Source organism: Tsuneonella sp. CC-YZS046 (assembly GCF_035581365.1).
GTDB lineage: Bacteria > Pseudomonadota > Alphaproteobacteria > Sphingomonadales > Sphingomonadaceae > JAWKXU01.
The window spans coordinates 3,079,535-3,093,170 of sequence record NZ_CP141590.1; the positions used below are offsets into that span (position 1 = coordinate 3,079,535).

The 13,636-nt window shown below is 68.6% G+C and carries 12 protein-coding genes; 7 read left to right on the plus strand and 5 right to left on the minus strand.

The window, feature by feature from the left end; translation table 11 throughout:
• Positions 1-203 precede the first annotated feature (203 nt).
• The 3 genes from U8326_RS15110 to U8326_RS15120 are packed head-to-tail and all read right to left on the minus strand — an operon-like array spanning position 204 to position 4,193.
• A complete protein-coding gene (locus U8326_RS15110) occupies positions 204-1,016 on the minus strand; it encodes a ferritin-like domain-containing protein (RefSeq protein ID WP_324741270.1) in 813 nt (270 codons plus the stop codon).
• Positions 1,013-1,489 carry a peroxiredoxin gene (locus tag U8326_RS15115; RefSeq protein ID WP_324741271.1) on the minus strand — a complete coding sequence of 159 codons (477 nt, stop codon included), beginning with the start codon at positions 1,487-1,489 and terminating at the stop codon, positions 1,013-1,015. Before U8326_RS15115 ends, U8326_RS15110 begins: the two co-directional genes overlap by 4 nt.
• A complete protein-coding gene (locus U8326_RS15120; RefSeq protein ID WP_324741272.1) occupies positions 1,482-4,193 on the minus strand; it encodes a bifunctional [glutamine synthetase] adenylyltransferase/[glutamine synthetase]-adenylyl-L-tyrosine phosphorylase in 2,712 nt (903 codons plus the stop codon). Before U8326_RS15120 ends, U8326_RS15115 begins: the two co-directional genes overlap by 8 nt.
• A gap of 118 nt (positions 4,194-4,311) precedes the next feature.
• Between U8326_RS15120 and U8326_RS15125 the strand changes: the two genes are divergently transcribed.
• From U8326_RS15125 to U8326_RS15140, 4 genes are all read left to right on the plus strand, one after another.
• Positions 4,312-6,003 (plus strand): M28 family metallopeptidase, encoded by a 1,692-nt coding sequence (locus U8326_RS15125; protein WP_324741273.1) that lies wholly within the window; start codon positions 4,312-4,314, stop codon positions 6,001-6,003.
• A 13-nt stretch (positions 6,004-6,016) separates the two neighbouring features.
• Positions 6,017-7,003, plus strand: coding sequence for an agmatine deiminase family protein (locus U8326_RS15130; protein ID WP_324741274.1), 987 nt, complete (start codon positions 6,017-6,019; stop codon positions 7,001-7,003).
• Between the two features lie 140 nt (positions 7,004-7,143).
• Entirely contained in the window at positions 7,144-7,695 is a 552-nt protein-coding gene (locus U8326_RS15135) for a hypothetical protein (RefSeq protein WP_324741275.1), read from the plus strand.
• A gap of 83 nt (positions 7,696-7,778) precedes the next feature.
• The gene (locus U8326_RS15140; protein ID WP_324741277.1) at positions 7,779-7,907 is read left to right on the plus strand and encodes a hypothetical protein; all 129 of its coding nucleotides are present in this window, start codon (positions 7,779-7,781) and stop codon (positions 7,905-7,907) included.
• A 164-nt stretch (positions 7,908-8,071) separates the two neighbouring features.
• Here U8326_RS15140 and U8326_RS15145 read toward each other — a convergent pair whose 3' ends face one another.
• A complete protein-coding gene (locus U8326_RS15145; protein ID WP_324741279.1) occupies positions 8,072-8,743 on the minus strand; it encodes a spermidine synthase in 672 nt (223 codons plus the stop codon).
• A gap of 1 nt (position 8,744) precedes the next feature.
• A complete protein-coding gene (gene thrS / locus U8326_RS15150; RefSeq protein WP_324741280.1) occupies positions 8,745-10,751 on the minus strand; it encodes a threonine--tRNA ligase in 2,007 nt (668 codons plus the stop codon).
• A gap of 290 nt (positions 10,752-11,041) precedes the next feature.
• On the opposite strand from thrS, the gene U8326_RS15155 reads away from it, so the two are divergent.
• From U8326_RS15155 to U8326_RS15165, 3 genes are read left to right on the plus strand one after another with little or no spacing between them, the layout of a single operon-like run.
• Positions 11,042-11,776 (plus strand): alpha/beta hydrolase, encoded by a 735-nt coding sequence (locus U8326_RS15155; RefSeq protein WP_324741282.1) that lies wholly within the window; start codon positions 11,042-11,044, stop codon positions 11,774-11,776.
• 9 nt (positions 11,777-11,785) lie between these two features.
• Positions 11,786-12,562: a hypothetical protein gene (locus tag U8326_RS15160; protein ID WP_324741283.1), complete on the plus strand. Its 777-nt coding sequence runs from the start codon at positions 11,786-11,788 to the stop codon at positions 12,560-12,562.
• A complete protein-coding gene (locus U8326_RS15165; protein WP_324741284.1) occupies positions 12,559-13,542 on the plus strand; it encodes an LLM class flavin-dependent oxidoreductase in 984 nt (327 codons plus the stop codon). Before U8326_RS15160 ends, U8326_RS15165 begins: the two co-directional genes overlap by 4 nt.
• The last annotated feature ends 94 nt before the right edge of the window (positions 13,543-13,636 follow it).

The following is a 13,636-nucleotide window of genomic DNA, read 5'->3' on the forward strand; positions in this document are numbered from 1 at the left end:
TGAGCCGGCGGGTAAACTGGAATGCGACCACGCTTTTTTCGTCCTTAAATCTTTTCGACGCTCCCTAAAAAACGCCGAACCGATCCCTTGGCTGGTCCGCAAAAACGCTGCGCGCTTCTGCCGCCACCGGCCTGAAATCCTTTAATCTGAGACTGAACGGACCCCCCCGTCATCTCATGCATTGTGCTTATCCCGACGGAATCCTAACAGGCAATGCTTGCGTAGAAGTCTCGCGATAAACCGGCTGCAAGACGCGCTGAGTCGTTGAATGGCGGCTTCAAGGCCCCCCGAAAATGGCTTTCGACCAGCTTTTTCCATGTGGATTGGGGCGTTTCGCCTCGTCTTGCGCAAAGCGCGACGAAATGACTTGTGCCGATGCGGACGTGGCGAATTTCATCGTCAAGGATTCGCTCGAGGATGCGCGCGCCATTTTCATCGCCCGCCGCGCGGACCCTTTGCAGCGTGGCCGGGGTGACGTCCAGTCCGCGCGCTTCCAGCACCATGGGCACGATGGCCAGCCGGGCGGCGGCGTCATGGCGGGTCTTCTCCGCCGCTTCCCACAGCCCGTCATGCGCGGGCAAGGCGCCGTAGAAACTGCCCAGGCCGCGCAGCTTGCGGCCGAGCAAGGCGAAATGCATGGCTTCGTCGGCCGCGACCGAGAGGAAATCCGAAACGAAACCTTCGCCCATCTGGCCGCCGAACCGGCCAGCCATGTCGAGCGCAAGGTCGATCGCCACGAATTCGATATGCGCCAGCGCATGCCACAGGGCGACCCTGGCCCGTTCGGACCCGCCGCGCCCGCGCTTCGGCATCCGGCCGGGTGGCAGCAATTCCGGGCGCTCCGGGCGGCCGGGCCGTTCCGGCATGGGCGTGTCGAACACCGGCGCGAGCCGTCCGCCGCGCCAGTCCCGCACCACGGCGCGCGCCGCCATCACCTTGGCGCGCGGCTCGCGCGCCAGCAATGCGGCGCGGATCGCCGCGCTGACGGAGAAGCGGGCAGAGGGGCCGGCGGTCACGCCAGGGCGCGCGCGGCTTCGAGCACTTCGGCGGCGTGGCCCTTCACCTTCACCTTGCGCCACACCCGCGCGATCTTTCCGTCCCGATCGACCAGATAGGTGGTGCGCACCATGCCCATGTAGGTTCGGCCGTAGTTCTGCTTCTCGGTCCAGATGCCGAGCGCGTCGGAAAGCCCGTTCGCCTCGGCATCGCTCGCCAGCGGCGCGGCGAGGCCGTGCTTCTCGATGAACCTGACGTGCTTCTTCGGCGGGTCCTTGCTGATCCCGAGCAGCGCCGTGCCCGCCTTCTCGAAATCCTTCGCCAATGCGCCGAAGTCGATATTCTCGGTGGTGCAGCCGGGCGTGTCGTCCTTGGGATAGAAGAACAGCACCAGCTTGCGCCCTTTGAAATCCGACGCGCGCACCGTGCCGCCATCGGGCGTTTCCAGCGCGATATCGGGAATGCCGTCGCCCACATCGGGGGGATTACTCATCGTCGATCTCCAGCCTTGTTCCAAAATTGTCCTGCCAGGCCGCGGCCACCGCGCGGCGGGCATTCGCGAAGTCCACCAGCAGCCTCGCCACATCGCCGCAGCCGCAGGCCCGCGCCAGCACCGCGGCGGCGGCGGGGGCCGGCATTTCCGTGTCGGGCGCCAGCAGGCGCGAGGCCACCAGCAGGCGAGTCATCAGATCATGCGCTTCGGCCAGTTCGGCGGGCAGCAAGCCCCGCGCGATCAGCAGCCGCACCGCCTTGCCCAGTTCCGGGTCGAAGGCCGCACCTTCGCGCAATTGCAGATAATGGACGATGAATTCGAGATCGACCAGCCCGCCCCGGGCCAGCTTCGCATCGAGCAGGCCGCGCGGCGGCTTGTGGGCGGCCATGTCGGCCCGCATCTTGAGCGCGTCCCGTTTCAGCTTCGCCGGGTCGCGGGGCGTCGCCAGCACTCCGGCGATGATTCCGGCCAGTTCCTTGCGCGCCGCTTCGGGGCCGTAGAGCGGCCGGGCGCGCGCCAGCGCCATATGCTCCCAGGTCCACGCATCCTCGCGCTGGTAGCGCGCGAAACTTTCGATGCTCACCGCCAGCGGCCCCTGCGCGCCTTGCGGGCGCAGCCGCGTATCGATCTGGTAAAGCGCGCCTTCGGCCGTCGCCACGCTCAACGCCCCGGTGACGCGCTGGGCGAGGCGGTTGAAATAATGCGTGACGCCGAGAGGCCGCCGTCCATCGGATTCCCCCTCCGGCTCGCCGGAAAAGAGATAGATGATGTCGAGGTCGGATGCGTGGGTCAGCGCCCCGCCGCCGAAGCGGCCCAGGCCCAGCACCACCAGTTCCGCCCCCGGCATATGGCCATGAGCGGCGGCGAATTCGGCCTTCGTCGCGTCGGCCGCGACCGTCAGCGCGGCCTCCGCCGTGCGCGCCAGCGCCCGCGCGATGTCCAGCGGATCGTGCGCCGCTTCGATCAGCTGCACGCCCAGGGCGAAGCGCAATTCCCCCACCACACGCCGGATCTGGTCCAGCACGGTTTCATAGCAATCGCCGGTTTCGCATCGCCCCATGCGCTCGGCCAGTTCCGGCACGCTGCCCGGCAGGTCGAGCGCGCTGGCGTCGATCAGCGCATCCAGCAGGTCCGCGCGGCGGGCGAGGTCCGCCGCCAGCGGCGGCGCGAGGCTGAGGATATGGGCAAGCTGCTCGAGCAGGCCGGGCCGGGCCTGAAGCAGCCGAAACAGGTTAACTGCGCTTGGCAAACTAACCAATAAGGCTTCCCAGCGCAGGAATGCGCCATCCGGGTCCGGCGCGGCGGCCAGCGCCTTGAACAGATCCGGGGCCACCGCCTCGAAAGCGGAGCGGGCGGCATCGCTGCGCAAGGCGCGGACCCCGCCGTCGGACCAGCTTGCGATGCGGGCGGCCATCGCTTCCGCGTCGCCGAAGCCCAGCTCCGCCAGCCTGGCCGGCAAGGCGACCGCCCCTGCCTGGGGGCCGTCGCTGCCCGCCCCCTCGCCCATCTGCTCCAACAAGGCGTCGAAGCGGGAGCCGACCGTTTCGGTCACCTCGTTCAGTTCCGCCAGCAGCGCGGACCCATCGGCCAGCCCGTCGAGCCGGGCCACATTGTCGAGCGCGGCCGGGTCCAGCGGCAGGCTGTGGGTCTGCCGGTCGTCCACCATCTGCAGCCGGTGCTCCACCACCCGCAGGCGGTCGTAGCATTGGCCCAGCAGCAGGGCATCGTCCCGTGGAATCAGTCCGGCTTCGGCCAGCGCATCGAGCGCGTGCCGGGTGCCCCGCCGGCGCAGCGCCGGGTTGCGCCCGCCATGGATCAGCTGGTGGGTCTGGGCGAAGAATTCGACCTCGCGAATCCCGCCCCGCCCCCGCTTGAGGTCGAAGCCGGGGCCGGGAGATTTCGGGCCGTCGTAATGGCTGCGAATCCGCTGGGTCAGCCGGCCGATCTCGACGATCGCGCCGAAATCGAGGCTGCGCCGCCAGATGAAGGGCCGGATCGCGGCGAGAAAGGCTTCGCCCGCCGCCACATCGCCAGCGGCCGATCTGGCCCGGATGAAGGCCGCCCGTTCCCACGCCAGCGCGCTGGATTCATAATGGCTGAGAGCCGCGTCCAGCGACACCGCGAGCGGCGATACTTCCGAAGCCGGGCGCAGGCGCAGGTCGACCCGGAAGACATATCCTTCCGCATCCTGCCTGCTCAGCATTTCGACCACCCGGCGGGCCACGCGCTGCGCCGCCTCGCCCGGATCGTCCCGCTCCCGCCGGGGCAGGAGGTCCGGATCGTAGAGCAGGATCGGGTCGATGTCGGAGCTGTAATTGAGTTCGCGCGCGCCGTGCTTGCCCAGCGCCAGCGCGAAGAAACCCGCCGGTTCCTCGTCCGGAGCGCGCTCGCGGATCGCCGCCGCGATCGCCGCATCCAGCGCGCGGTCGGCGAAGTCGCTCAGCCGCGTCATCACCATGTCGAGCGGGAAGGCGCCCGCCAGATCGCCCAGCGCCAGCGTCACTGCCAGCGCCAGCCGCTCCCGCCGCAGGGCGGCTTCCACCCGGTCCGCGCCGTCGCCGGCGGCAGCCGCCCAGGCCAGCGCCGCGTCCACCCGGCCCCCTGCCAGCAGTTCGGCCAGTTCCGGCTGCCGCTGCAGCCCTTCCCTCAGGAACGGCGCGTGAGCCTGCGCCCGGGCGATGCCATCTGTCCAATCCGCGCTCATATCCGCCCGATTGCCCGACAGGCCGCGCAGTGGCAAGCGCCGCTTGCCGATCATGCGGCGCTCTGCCAGTTAACGGGTTCGACCGACAGCTTCGCCGATCCTTCTGGAGCGCTTTTCGATGATCCGTTTCCTTGCCGCCGCAGCCGCCCTGATCGGTCTGGCATCCTGTGCCGGCGCGGGCGGGGCCGGGCCGAAGACGGGCGCGGCCGCCATTCCCGACGTGCCGCCCGGCGAGATTGCCGAACAGACCATGCGGGACGTCACCCGCACTCTTTCTGCCGACGAGTTCGAAGGCCGCGCACCGGGAACGCCGGGCGAGGAAAAGACGCTGGCCTATCTGGTCGAGCGCTTCACGGCTGCGGGATTGCAGCCCGGCAACGAGGGAAGCTGGTTTCAGGACGTTCCGCTGGTGGAGATCACCGGCAAGGAATACGGCCCGCTGATCCTGCGCAAGGGCGATGAAACCCGGCGCTTCGACTATGGCAGCGACTGGGTGGGCGTGACATATCGAACGGAACCCCGGATCGACCTGAAAGCGAGCGAGCTGGTCTTCGTGGGCTACGGCATCGTCGCGCCGGAACGCGGCTGGAACGATTATGCCGGCATCGACATGAGGGGGAAGACCGCCGTCATTCTCGTCAACGATCCGGACTATGACGCGAAGGGCCTGAAGGGCACCTTCAACGGCCGGGCGATGACCTATTACGGGCGCTGGACCTACAAGTTCGAGGAAGCGGCCCGGCAGGGCGCGGCGGCCGCGCTGATCGTGCACGATACCTTCCCCGCCGCCTATGGCTGGAACGTGGTGGAATCGAGCTGGTCCGGCCCGCAGGCCTATGCCGGTGGAAAGGTGGACGGCCCGCCGCCGACCCTGATGAACGGCTGGGTGCAGAAGCCGGTCGCCGAGCAGATCCTGGCTGCCGCCGGGCAGGATCTGGCCCGGCTTTCGGCCGCCGCGAAAAGCCCCGATTTCAGGCCGGTCCCGCTCGGAATCACGGTTTCGACCGGCTTCGACAACAGCTTCCGGCAGCTGACCTCGAAGAATGTGGTGGGCATCCTGCCGGGGCGGGAGCGGCCGGACGAATATGTGCTCTACACCGCGCATTGGGATCATCTCGGCCGCTGCACCGCCAACGAGGCGGGGGACGACATCTGCAACGGGGCGATCGACAACGCCACCGGCACCGCCACGCTGGTCGCGCTCGCCGAAGCGAATCGCGCCGCGGGCGCCGCCGCGCGCAGCCAGGTGTTCCTGGCGGTGACGGCGGAGGAATCCGGCCTGATCGGTTCGGACTATTATGCCGCCCATCCGGTCTATCCGCTCGACCGCACGGTGGGCGGGGTCAATATCGACGCCCTCTCGTTGGCCGGCCCGGCGCGCGACGTCACCGTGGTCGGCGGCGGCAAGTCGGGCCTCGACGCCTATCTCGCCAAGGCGCTACGCGAGACGGGGCGCTATGCCACGCCCGACCCGACCCCGGAAAAGGGCTTCTATTACCGCTCCGATCATTTCAGCTTCGCCAAGCGTGGCGTGCCGATGCTCTATGTGGATGGCGGGGAGGATCTGGTGAAGGGCGGGCGCAAGGCGGGCAGGGCCTGGGCCGCGGATTACACGCAGCATCGCTATCACGGGCCGGACGACGAATATGATCCCGGCTGGGACTGGAGCGGGGTGATGCGGGATCTCCAGCTCTATTACCGGGTCGGCCGGATGCTGGCTGAAACCACAGATTGGCCCAACTGGCGCGAAGGCGACGAATTCCGCCATATCCGCGATGAAAGCTGCGCGAGCCCGGGCGGCGGCTGCTGAAGGCGAGGAATCCATGACATTGCGAATGCCACCCGAATGGGCGCCACAGGACTGGCTGTGGATCGGCTTCCCCCATGATGCCGAGGAATGGCCCGGCGTGCTGGAACGCGCGCAGCGGCAGATCGCCGGTTTCGCCAGCGCGGTGGCGGAAAGCGGGCAGGAAGTCCGCCTGCTGGTGCGCGACGAGCGGAACGAGGCGCGCGCGCGGGAACTGGCCAGCGCGAAGGTGATCCTCGAGCGCCGCGCCTATGGCGACGTCTGGCTGCGCGACACCGGCCCGCTGGTGGTGGCGGACGGCGCGGGCAAGCGCGTCGCCCGGCGCTTCGGCTTCAACGGCTGGGGCGGGAAATATCTGATGGACGGGGACCAGACCATCGGCGCGGAGCTGGCCGCCGATGCCGGCCTGGCGGTGGAGCATTGCGACTGGGTGCTGGAAGGCGGCGCGGTGGACGGCGATGGCACCGGGCTGGCCGTCACCACCCGGCAATGCCTGCTCAACCCCAACCGCAACCCGCAGCTTGCCCGTGAAGAAATCGAGGCGCGGCTGGCCCGCGACCTGGGGTTCGACCGGATGCTGTGGCTGGGCGACGGGCTTATCAACGACCACACCGACGGCCATGTCGACAATCTGGCCCGCTTCGTGGCGCCGGGCGCGCTCGCCCTGCCGCTGGCGACCGGGCCGGACGACCCCAACGCCGCGATCTATGCCGATGCGCGGGCGCGCGCCGCCGATTTCGGCGTGGCGATCCGCGACGTGCCTTCGCCCGGCCGGATCGTGACCGGGGATCATGTGGAACCCGCCAGCTATATGAACTTCACCATCGCCTCCCGTCTGGTGGTCGTGCCGACCTTCGGTTCCCCGCATGACGCGGATGGGGTGGCGGCGGTGGCCGCGCTGTTCCCGGACCGCGACACCATCGGCCTGCCCGGGGATGCGGTGCTGGCGGGTGGCGGCGGCTTCCATTGCTCCAGCCAGCAGATGCCCTCGGCGCGGAGCTGACCGGCTTCGCGGGCGGCGCGATGGCGGCCGGGTTTGACCGCTTCACCCCGTTCCCCCCACAGTCAGGCCGATTGGGCATTCCCCAGATTCCCAATCCGGTTAACGCAGTGTCCTGAACGAGCAGGAGCACCGCGATCCCCATGCAGGCCAACATCCATCAGAACGCCGCTTCGCAACCGCATATCCGGCCCCTGCCGAACGGCCCGAGCGTGTCGTCCGTCGCTTTCAGGAAAAGCCTGCAGCTCACCCGCGCCAGCACGATGGCGCTGACGCGGCTGCAGCTCGCCCTCACCAGATCGGACAAGCACCAGGCCAGGGTGGCGATGGATTGCCTGCTCGACATCGATGCCGAGCTGGAGAGTTTCGTGGCCGATCTTTCCATCCCGCAGGAACTGGACGATGCCGACTGGCAATCGATCAGCGAGCATCTCAAGGCGCTGAAGACCGCGATCGCCTTTGAAAAGCTGGTGCTGGCGGGCGAGATCAGCGGCCCGGCGCTGGCGTCGCCGCCGCTCGATCTCCGTCGCGAGATGGAAGCACCCGAGGCGGACTGGCCCCACACGCAAGCCGAAGAAGGCGCGCCCTCCGAATACCGGCCCGTCCGGCTTGATCCCTGGACGCTCGTGGTGCTGGCAGCGCTCGCGGCAATCGTGGTGGGGGGCCTGATCTTCGGCGCCTATATGCTGTTGTGAACCTCTGCGCCGCATCCGGCCGCCGGTCGAAGGCGCACCGTATTTTTACCTTTCGGTAACCGGCCAGGGCGCATCATGGCCGGATGGATCGAGTCACCGCTCTTGCCCATGCCGTGCAATCGCAATCGCCGCTGGCGATCCTGCGCTCGCTGATCGTGTGCGGCTGCGCGCTCGCGCTGATCCTCGCCGGCAAGGCGCTTCCGCTTCCGTAAACCGCGCGCCTTCGCGTTTCACACACCCGCTCTGGCGGCAAATCTTCCCAGCATGGCCCGCGCCGGTCGATCGTCAGCGAGATGGCGGTGAGCGCCAGGAAGGTGGCGAAGGCAATCGCGGGATCGACCCCGCCGCCGACAAAGGGTTTTCCGCCATCTGTCGTTCATCCGCGCCGGGCGAACCAGATCGTATGCTTGGCGCCCTTGCCGTTGCTGCGCGCGCTGACGCGGACTTCGTCCACCGAGAAGCCCCCCTTCTGAAGGCGGCGGGTGAAAGCCGGGTCGGGTTCGGCGGACCAGATCGCTAGGATACCTTTCGGAGCGAGGGCGCGTTTCGCCTCGCGCAGGCCGTCACCCGAATACAGCACGTCGTTTTCCGCGCGGACGAGGCCGTCCGGTCCATTGTCGACATCGAGCAGGATTGCGTCATATTCGCCCTCGGCGCCCGCGATATATTGCGCGACATCGGCGCGGACCACGCGCACGCGCGGATCGTCAAGGCAGTCAGCGGTCACTTCGGCCATGGGTCCGCGCGCCCATTCGAGGATTTCCGGCACCAGTTCCACCACTGTGACCAGGCCATCGGCGGGCAGCACCTTCAGAGCGGCGCGCAAGGTGAAGCCCATGCCATAGCCGCCGATCAGGATGTGCGGCTTGCCGGTGCCGCAGATCCGTTCCCACGCCATGGTCGCCAGCGCTTCTTCCGAGCCGCTGCGGCGCGTGCTCATCAGTTCGTTGCGATCCAGCACGATCATGAAATCGCGGTCGTGGCGATAGAGGCGCAGTTCCTCCCCGCCGGGCACTTGCGCCGCGCCGATGAACTCGCGCTGGATCATCTCAGCGCAGATCGGGCGGAGTCGCCTCGGCCTTCAGCATGGCGATGGCCTCCTCGAGGCTCATCACCTTCTGCTGCTGCTCGCCCAGGGTGCGGATGGCGACGGTGCCTTCCTCCGCTTCGCGCTTGCCGACCACCAGCAGATGCGGGACCTTCGCCACCGAATGCTCGCGCACCTTGTAGTTGATCTTCTCGTTGCGCAGGTCGCTTTCGGCGCGGAGTCCCGCCGCGCGCAGCTTGCGCTCTACGTCCAGCGCATAGCCATCGGCATCGGACACGATGGTCGCCACCACCGCTTGCACCGGCGCGAGCCAGAGCGGCAGCCTGCCCGCGAAGTGCTCGATCAGGATGCCGATGAAGCGCTCGTAGCTGCCGAAGATCGCGCGGTGGAGCATGATCGGGCGATGGCGCTCGCCATCCTCGGCGATATATCCTGCATCGAGCCGGTCCGGCAGCACCCGGTCGGACTGGATGGTGCCGACCTGCCAGGTGCGGCCGATGGCGTCAGTCAGGTGCCATTCCAGCTTGGGGGCATAGAACGCGCCTTCGCCGGGCAGTTCCTCCCAGCCGTATTCCTCGGTGGCGAGGCCCGCCGCGATCACCGCGTTGCGCAGTTCCGTCTCGGCCTGGTCCCACATTTCCTCGGTGCCGAAGCGGTTCTCCGGGCGCAGCGCCAGCTTGATGGAGTAGCTGAAGCCGAAGTGCTTGTAGACCCGGTCCGCCAGCTCGCAGAAGGCGCGCACCTCGTCGACGATCTGGTCCTCGCGGCAGAAGATATGCGCGTCGTCCTGCGTGAACTGGCGCACCCGCATCAGCCCGTGCAGCGCGCCATGCGGCTCGTTGCGGTGGCAGCAGCCGTTCTCGTAGATGCGCAGGGGCAGGTCGCGATAGCTCTTGATGCCCTGGCGGAAGATCAGCACATGGGCCGGGCAGTTCATCGGCTTGAGCGCCATCCAGTCCGCATCCTGCGAGACGATCGGGCCTTCGTCCTCCACATTCGGCACCTCGTCGGGGATGACGAACATGTTCTCGCGATATTTGCCCCAGTGGCCGGACTGCTCCCACTGGCGCGCGTCCATCACCTGCGGGGTCTTGACCTCGCGATAGCCCGCGCCGTCGATCGCGCGGCGCATATAGGCTTCCAGCTCGCGCCAGATCAGGTAGCCCTTGGGGTGCCAGAACACGCTGCCATGCGCTTCCTGCTGCAGGTGGAACAGGTCCATCTCCTGCCCCAGCTTGCGGTGGTCGCGCTTCGCCGCCTCTTCAAGCCGGGTCAGATGCGCGTCGAGCTGCTTTTTGTTGAGCCAGCCGGTGCCGTAGATGCGGCTGAGCATCGCGTTCTTCTGGTCGCCGCGCCAATAGGCGCCCGACACGCGGGTGAGCTTGAACGCCGCCGGGTCGAGCTTGCCGGTGGAGGGCAGATGCGGCCCCCGGCACAGGTCGAGCCAGTCCTCGCCGGAATGATACACCGTCAGCGCCTCGCCTTCCGGCAGTTCCGCCGCCCACTCCGCCTTGAAGCTCTCGCCCTGCTCGCGGAACCAGCCGATCAGCCGGTCGCGCGTCCATTCCTCGCGCCGCAGCGGCTTGTCGGCGGCGATGATGCGGCGCATCTCTGCCTCGATCGCGGGCAGGTCGTCATCGGTGAAGGGCCGGTCCCTGCCATCGATTTTTGGCGGCGCGAAATCGTAATAGAAGCCGTCGTCGGTGGCCGGGCCGAAAGTGATCTGCGTGCCGGGGAACAGCGATTGCACCGCTTCCGCCAGCACATGCGCGTAATCGTGCCGCACCAGCTCCAGCGCATCCGCCTCGTCCCGGCTGGTGATGAGCGCGAGTTGCGCATCCCCCTCGAACGGCCGGGTGAGATCGCGCACCTCGCCGTTCACACGCGCGGCCAGCGCCGCCTTGGCCAGGCCCGGGCCGATCGCCGCCGCCACATCGGCGGGGGACGAACCGGCGGGCATGTCGCGCACCGAACCATCGGGGAGGCTGATCTTCAAAACTTCGCTCATCGAACCGTCTTTCCTGCAGTCTGCGCGCCATGGCAGAAATGCCGACGCGCCGAAAGGCCCGGCGTCAATCCATATTCACCGTTTCGGGAAGCCGACGCCAGGCCGCCCGAAGCCGGGCGGCGAGGACCGCGTATCAGGCCGCGGCCATCCGCCCCCGGCGAGCCGGGGTGGTAGTGGCGGTAGTCGTCGTAGTGGTGGCACGGCGCTGCGTCATGCGCGGCCCCTAGCAGCCCCGGACGGTTCTGTCACCGGGCTTGGCTTGGCGGCCGATTGCGGCCATCTATCCCGCCATGACCGAAACGCGATTTCACGATCTCCCCGACGGGCGCCGTATCGCCTACCGCCTCAGCCGGGGGGCGGGGCCGGCCCTGCTGTTCCTGCCCGGCTACATGTCCGACATGGCGGGGGGCAAGGCGACCGCCGTGTTCGACTGGGCCGTGGCGAACGGGCGGACCTGCCTGCTGCTGGATTATTCGGGCTGCGGGGAAAGCTCCGGCGATTTCGCCGACGGCACGCTCAGCCGCTGGCGCGGCGAGGTGCTGGAACTGGCCGACGCCTTGCTGCCGGGGGAGCGAATCGTCCTGATCGGCTCCTCCATGGGCGGCTGGCTGATGCTGCTGGCGGGACTGGCCCTGGGCCAAAATCTGGCCGGGCTGGTCGGCATCGCGCCCGCGCCGGACTTCACCGACTGGGGCTATGACGCGGCGGAAAAGGCGGAGCTGGCCGCCGGTCGCGCGATCTATCAGGACAATCCCTACGGCCCCGCGCCGACGCCGACCTATCCCGGATTATGGGCGGATGGAGAGGCGAACCGGGTGCTGCAGGCCGACATTCCCCTGACCTGCCCGGTCCGGCTGATGCACGGGCAGGCCGATTCCGACGTGCCCTGGGATGTTTCGCTGCGGCTCGCGGCGCGGCTGCGTTCAGCCGATGTGCAGGTGCTTCTCATCAAGGATGGCGATCATCGCCTGTCGCGCGATCAGGATATTGCCCTGCTTCTGGGCACGGTCGCCATGCTGGGCTGAAGGATCACCATGCTCTCCGCACTTCTCCCCGCACTTCTCGCCCAGGCCGCCGCTCCGGCTTCCGCTGAACCTCCGCCGCCGCCCACCGCCGAGACGCGGCTCGCCGCCTGCCTGGCCGAAGCGCGCGGCCCTGCCGGTGCTGCGCTGGATACGGCGGACCGCTGGCTGTCCGAAGCGAAGGGGGCCGAGCAGGCGATGCCGCGCCAATGCCTGGGCGCGGTCTATTCCCGGCAGGGGGATTGGGTGCTGGCGGAACGATCCTTTCTCGATGCCCGCGAAGCCGTTCCGGCGGCGCAGGCCGCGCGCCGCGCGCGCCTTGCCGCGATGGCGGGCAACGCCGCGCTGGCGGATGGCCGCAACGAGGATGCTCTCGAAGCGCTTGCGCTGGCGCAAGGCGATGCGGGCCGGGCGGGCGACGCCGCCCTGCTGGGCGAGGTGGAGGTGGATCGCGCCCGCGCGCTGGTGCCGCTCGACCGCCTGAAGGAAGCGGAGGAGGCGCTGGCCAATGCCCGGCGCGACGCCGCGCAAAGCTCCGACGCCTGGCTCCTTTCCGCCGCGCTCGCCCGCCGCCAGGGGAATCTGGCGGATGCCCAGCGCTATATCGAGCAGGCGGCCGACCTGCGCCCGATCGACCCCGAGATCGGGCTGGAGGCGGGGCTGATCGCCGCGCTTGCCGGGCGGGAGGACGCGGCCCGCAAGAGCTGGCAATCGGTGGTGGACGCCGATCCTTCCAGCAACAGCGCCCGCACCGCGCGCGGCTATCTCGCGCAGCTGGGAACGCCATGATCCCGCTGTCCGTCCTCGATCTGGCGCCGGTGAGCGAAGGCAGCGGGGTGCGCGAGGCGATGGCGGCCACCGCCTTGCTGGCCCGAGCGGCGGAGGAAGCGGGATACGCCCGGTTCTGGATTGCCGAGCATCACGGCATGGACGGCATTTCCGGCGGCGCGACCGCCGTGGTGCTGGCCCATGTGGGCCATGCCACCTCCACCATCCGCATCGGCGCGGGCGGGATCATGCTGCCCAATCACAACCCCTTCGTGATCGCGGAGCAGTTCGGCACGCTGGATGCGCTGTTCCCGGGCCGCGTCGATCTTGGCCTGGGCCGCGCGCCGGGCGCGGACGGGCGGCTGATGAACGCCCTGCGCAAGGATATCGGCCGGGCCGCCGAATTCTTCCCGCAGGACGTGGCCGAGCTGCGCGCCTATTTCAGCGCGGACCCGGCCCTGCCGCTCAAGCCCACCCCGGGGCTGGGCGCCGAGGTGGAGCTGTGGGTGCTCGGCTCGAGCCTGTTCGGGGCGCAGCTGGCGGCGGCGATGGGCCTGCCCTATGCCTTCGCCTCCCATTTCGCGCCCGACCATCTCGACGAGGCGCTGAAGCTCTATCGCGCCAGATTCCAGCCTTCGCCTGCGCTGGAAAAGCCGCATGTGATGGTCGCCATGAATGTCTTCACCGCCGAAACCGATCGGGACGCCCGGACGCTGGCCTCCTCGCAGGAGCAGATGTTCGTGGCCATCCGCTCGGGCCTGACCCCCCGGGTGCAGCCGCCTGTCCCCGATTACCGGGACAGCCTGCCGCCCACCGCCCAGGGCCTGCTGGCCCATGTCGGGCAGGCCAGCGCGGTCGGCAGCCCGGAAACCGTGCGCGAGGCGGTGGGCCGCTTCATCGAACGCACCGGGGCCGACGAGCTGATCCTTTCCGGCGCCACGTTCGAGCCTGCCGCGCGCCGCCATTCCCTCCGTCTCACTATGGAAGCACTTCGCGGCTAGTCACGTTCGTCCGCCATCAGGCCGCGATTCCCGCGTTGGCCTGGGCGCATTGCAAAGGCAGAGTGCGGGAAATCGAAGGGAAGAGGACGGATGG